The 984-nt window shown below is 82.8% G+C and carries 1 protein-coding gene; it reads left to right on the forward strand.

Going from position 1 to position 984, the window contains the following annotated elements:
- The coding region (locus GTR00_RS21645) for a DUF4350 domain-containing protein (protein ID WP_166613554.1) at window positions 1–934 on the forward strand (934 nt) is incomplete at its 5' end.
- Window positions 935–984: the final 50 nt, after the last annotated feature.

Raw genomic sequence — 984 nt, forward strand, 5'->3', positions numbered from 1 at the left:
CTTCGACGCCGTGCTGGCGGCCGCGCGCGCGGACGGCGCCGGCACCACCGTGCTCGTCACCGACCCCGACCTGCTGCCGGCGCCGCGCTGGGCGGCGCTGGGCGCCACCGGCGCTCGCCTGGTGCTGCTGGCGCCGACGGCGCCGACCCTGGAGGCGGTGGCGCCCGGGGTGCGCGGGACGGGCGAGCGGCCCGTGCGGGTGCAGGGGCCAGGCTGCCCGGCCGCGGACCCCGCCGCCGCCGGGGAGGCGCGCGCGGGCGGGCGCGGCTACGCGCTGCTGGCGGGCGCGGCGGGCACCTCCTGCTACGGCGGCTCGTGGGTGGAGGTGCCCGCGGACCCGGCCACCGGGCGCGGGCCGCTCGTGGTGCTCGGCGCGCCCGACCCGCTCACCAACCGCCACGCCGCCCAGGACGGCAACGCCGCCCTGGCGCTGCGCGCGCTGGGCGCCTCCCCGACCCTGCTGTGGTACCTGCCGGACCCGCTGGACACCGGCGCGGCGGGCGTGCCGCTGAGCGCGCTGGCCCCGCGCTGGGTGGTGCCCGGCGGCACCCTGCTGCTGGTGGCGGCCCTGGTGGCGGTGCTGTGGCGCGGGCGCCGGCTGGGGCCGCTGGTCACCGAGCCGCTGCCGGTGGTGGTGCGCGCGGCGGAGACCGTGGAGGGCCACGGGCGGCTGTACGCCGCCGCCGGGGCGCGCGGGCGCGCCGCGGAGGCGCTGCGCGCGGCGGCGCTGCGGCGGCTGCGGCTGCTGGTGCGCCTGGACGCCACGGCCGGGCCCGGCGACGTCGCCGACCAGGTGGCGTGGCTGACGGGCGCGCCCGCGGGGCGGGTGCTGGAGCTGCTGGACGGCCCCGAGCCCGCCGACGACCCGGCGCTGGTGCGGCTGGCGGCGGACCTGGACGCCCTGGAGCGCCGGGTGCGCTCGCGCGGCACGTGAGCGCACCGCCCGCGCGACCCACCCCCACCTCGACGAGAACCCCCGCGAAC

This window comes from Kineococcus indalonis, from assembly GCF_009906395.1.
Lineage (GTDB): Bacteria > Actinomycetota > Actinomycetes > Actinomycetales > Kineococcaceae > Kineococcus > Kineococcus indalonis.